The organism is Mycobacterium sp. TH-M82 (assembly GCF_057473605.1).
The window spans coordinates 1-2,947 of record NZ_JBYCKY010000721.1; the positions used below are offsets into that span (position 1 = coordinate 1).

Below are 2,947 nucleotides of genomic sequence, written 5' to 3' on the forward strand. Positions count from 1 at the left end.
CGCACGCTGATCATTCCGGCGCTGTTCGCGCTGATCGGCGACCGGATCTGGTGGCCTACTTTTCCGTTACGCTCACACCTTGATAACGACGCAGCGCCTCCGCGCGCTCCTGACGGTGATCGACAACCGGCGCCGGGTAGCCCGGCGGGCGGTGCGCATTCTTCAGGTGGGCGTCATCGACGCCCGCCAACTCGGGAACCCAGCGCCGGACGTATTCGCCTGCAGGATCGAACTTCTGGCCCTGCGTCGTCGGATTGAACACCCGGAAATAGGGAGCGGCATCGGTGCCGCATCCCGCGCACCACTGCCAGCCGTGCTGGTTGTTGGCCATGTCGCCGTCGACCAACTGCTCCAAAAACCAGCGCGCACCCCACTGCCACGGCAGGTGAAGGTCCTTGACCAGAAACGACGCGACGATCATCCGGAGCCGGTTGTGCATAAACCCCGTCTCACGGAGTTGGCGCATGCCGGCATCGACGATCGGAAAACCGGTTTCACCGGCCTTCCAGACCTCAAACAACCGTTTCGCATGCTTTCCGGTATCGGTCTGGATACCGTCGAAGCCGCGGTTCCAATTCCGCCACGCGCTGTGCGGCCAGTGATACAACACCGCGGCGTAGAAGTCGCGAAAAGCCAGCTGCCGCAGATATGCTGCGGGACCGCTGCGCCGCAGGTCGAGGTCGGTCACCATCGTGCGCGGATGGATGGTGCCGAACTTCAGGTGCGCCGACATCCGGCTGGTGCCGTCGCGGTCTGGCCGATCGCGGCCCTCGTCGTAGCGGTTTAACCCGTCGTCGACGAAGTTTTGCCAGTGCCGGAGCGCCGCCACCTCACCGGTGGGCAGGTCAAGCCCGGCCCCGGGGTCGGGGGGTTCTGCCGGGCAGGCGACGTTTCCGGGCAGGTCTGCGGGATCAAGCCAGCGCGCCGACTCGGGTCCGGATCGCGCGGGTGCCCGCCAGCCGCACTCACGCCAGCTGCGCAGAAACGGGGTGAACACCTTGTAGGGGGTGCCGTCGTTCTTCACGACGCGCCCCGGCGAGACCAGGTACGGCGATCCGGTCGCCACCAGAGGCACCTCCCGCAGTGCCGCCCGGACCCGCTCGTCGCGGCGGCGCCCAAACGGGGTGAAATCCTCCGACACATGCACCGCGGATGCGCCGACTTCGTTGGCGAGCAGCGGAATGCGTTCTTCGGGCCGCCCGCGTGTTACCAGCAGGCGACCGTCGAGGCCGTCACGCAGTTGCCGCAGGCAGTCGCCCAAAAACTGCAGTCGGCGCAGCCCCGAAGACGCCTCCAGCCGCGGATCGAGCACGAAGCAGCCAAGCACGTGCTCGTCCTGGCCGGCGGCCAACAGCGACGGCAGGTCACGCAGCCGCAGGTCGCGGCGGAACCACAGCACTGTCGGCATCTGTTCATCCTGCTCTTCGCGGACGGCTCAGCGCGTGTCTAACTCAGCCTGGAACCGGTGCATCGCCGCGATCAGCGCGGTGAAGACCCGATGCGCCGCAACCAGGTCCGCGTCCGGCAGGGCGGCTAAAGCGGCACGGGTGTGCTGCTGCAGCGGGGTAAAAAACGAGCGAGCGGTGTCCATGCCGAGTTCGCCGTAGCGCAGGATGACCTTGCGCCGGTCGGCCGGATGTGAATCGCGCCGGACGTGGCCGGAATCTATCAACCGGTCCACCAGGTAGGTGATACCGGCGCCCGACAGGCCTATCCGCTGGCCGAGTTCACCAGAACTGATCGGCTGCCCCGCGGTTTCGGCCACCAAAATGTGTAGCAGCGCGCGAAAATCGGTCGGCCGCACATCGTGCGACTCCGCGAACAGCCGGCCGATCTGCTCAGATTCGGCCGTCAGCTCCCGCAGATCGGCCGATATCAGCGACTCCCACGCGGCTCGGTCGCCGACATGTTCCTCAGCGTCCATGACGGGGTGCAGCATATCCGGCTGGCATCGACCGTAGGGATCGTCCTGCACCCACACCACCCGCATGCTGCCGTCGGCGCGATCAGCTTCATCAACCCATGAGACCGGACCGTTCGGCACGACGCTTGCTAATCTTTCGCGATGCGTCGCGCCACCGCCTGCGCTGTCGCGGTACTTTGCTGGCTGGCGCCGGTCATCGACGTGCTCGCCGCGCCGGCTTCGTTTGCGGCTCCGCTTGCCGGGGCAACGGTCTTTTTGGACCCCGGCCACAACGGCGCCACTGATTCGTCGACGGCCAGGCAGGTGCCCAACGGCCGGGGTGGCACCAAACCCTGCCAGACGAGCGGCGCCGCCGGCGCCGCCGGCTACCCCGAACACAGCCTCAATTGGGACGTCGTCAACCGGATCCGCGCCTTTCTCGATGACCTGGGGGTGCACACCGCGGTGTCCCGAGACGACGACACCGGATCGGGTCCATGCATCGACCAGCGCGCCGCCGCGGCCAACGCGGCGCACCCGGATGCGATCGTCAGCATCCACGCCGACGGCGGCCCGGCCACGGGCCGGGGATTCCACGTCAACTACTCACACCCGCCGCTCAACGCCGCCCAGGCCGGCCCGGCGGTGCAGTTGGCCACCGCGATCCGCGATGCGATGGCCGCCGCGGGCATTCCCGAGTCCAGCTATCTCGGATCCGACGGGCTGTACGGCCGAGCGGACCTGGCCGGGTTGAATCTGGCCGAATACCCGGCGGTGCTCGTCGAACTCGGCAACATGAACAACAGCGACGACGCCGCGCAGCTGGAGAGCGCCGACGGCCGCGCCCGCTACGCGGCCGCGGTCACCCACGGGATCGTCAACTTCCTCGGTATGTAGCACATCCAGTGGTGACGCGACTGATCACCCTGGCGGTGGCGGAGGGATTTGAACCCTCGGAGGCTGTGAACCTCACACGCTTTCGAGGCGTGCTCCTTAGGCCGCTCGGACACGCCACCGCCGGACAGCCTACCCAACCGGCGGCTG

Annotated in this window: 3 protein-coding genes and 1 tRNA gene; 1 reads left to right on the forward strand and 3 read right to left on the reverse strand. The window is 67.4% G+C overall.

The annotated features are described in order from the left end of the window. Positions 1 to 55: 55 nt before the first annotated feature. Both AC2VON_RS20960 and AC2VON_RS20965 read right to left on the reverse strand, forming a co-directional pair. Positions 56 to 1,408: a cryptochrome/photolyase family protein gene (locus tag AC2VON_RS20960; protein WP_486954639.1), complete on the reverse strand. Its 1,353-nt coding sequence runs from the start codon at positions 1,406 to 1,408 to the stop codon at positions 56 to 58. Between the two features lie 27 nt (positions 1,409 to 1,435). After that, on the reverse strand, positions 1,436 to 1,939 hold the full coding sequence (locus AC2VON_RS20965; protein WP_486954641.1) for a MarR family winged helix-turn-helix transcriptional regulator: 504 nt from the start codon (positions 1,937 to 1,939) through the stop codon (positions 1,436 to 1,438). A gap of 126 nt (positions 1,940 to 2,065) precedes the next feature. Between AC2VON_RS20965 and AC2VON_RS20970 the strand changes: the two genes are divergently transcribed. Further along, the gene (locus AC2VON_RS20970; protein ID WP_486954640.1) at positions 2,066 to 2,800 is read left to right on the forward strand and encodes an Rv3717 family N-acetylmuramoyl-L-alanine amidase; all 735 of its coding nucleotides are present in this window, start codon (positions 2,066 to 2,068) and stop codon (positions 2,798 to 2,800) included. A gap of 30 nt (positions 2,801 to 2,830) precedes the next feature. On the opposite strand, the gene AC2VON_RS20975 is transcribed toward AC2VON_RS20970, so the two are convergent. After that, positions 2,831 to 2,919, reverse strand: a tRNA-Ser gene (locus AC2VON_RS20975). Positions 2,920 to 2,947 lie beyond the last annotated feature (28 nt).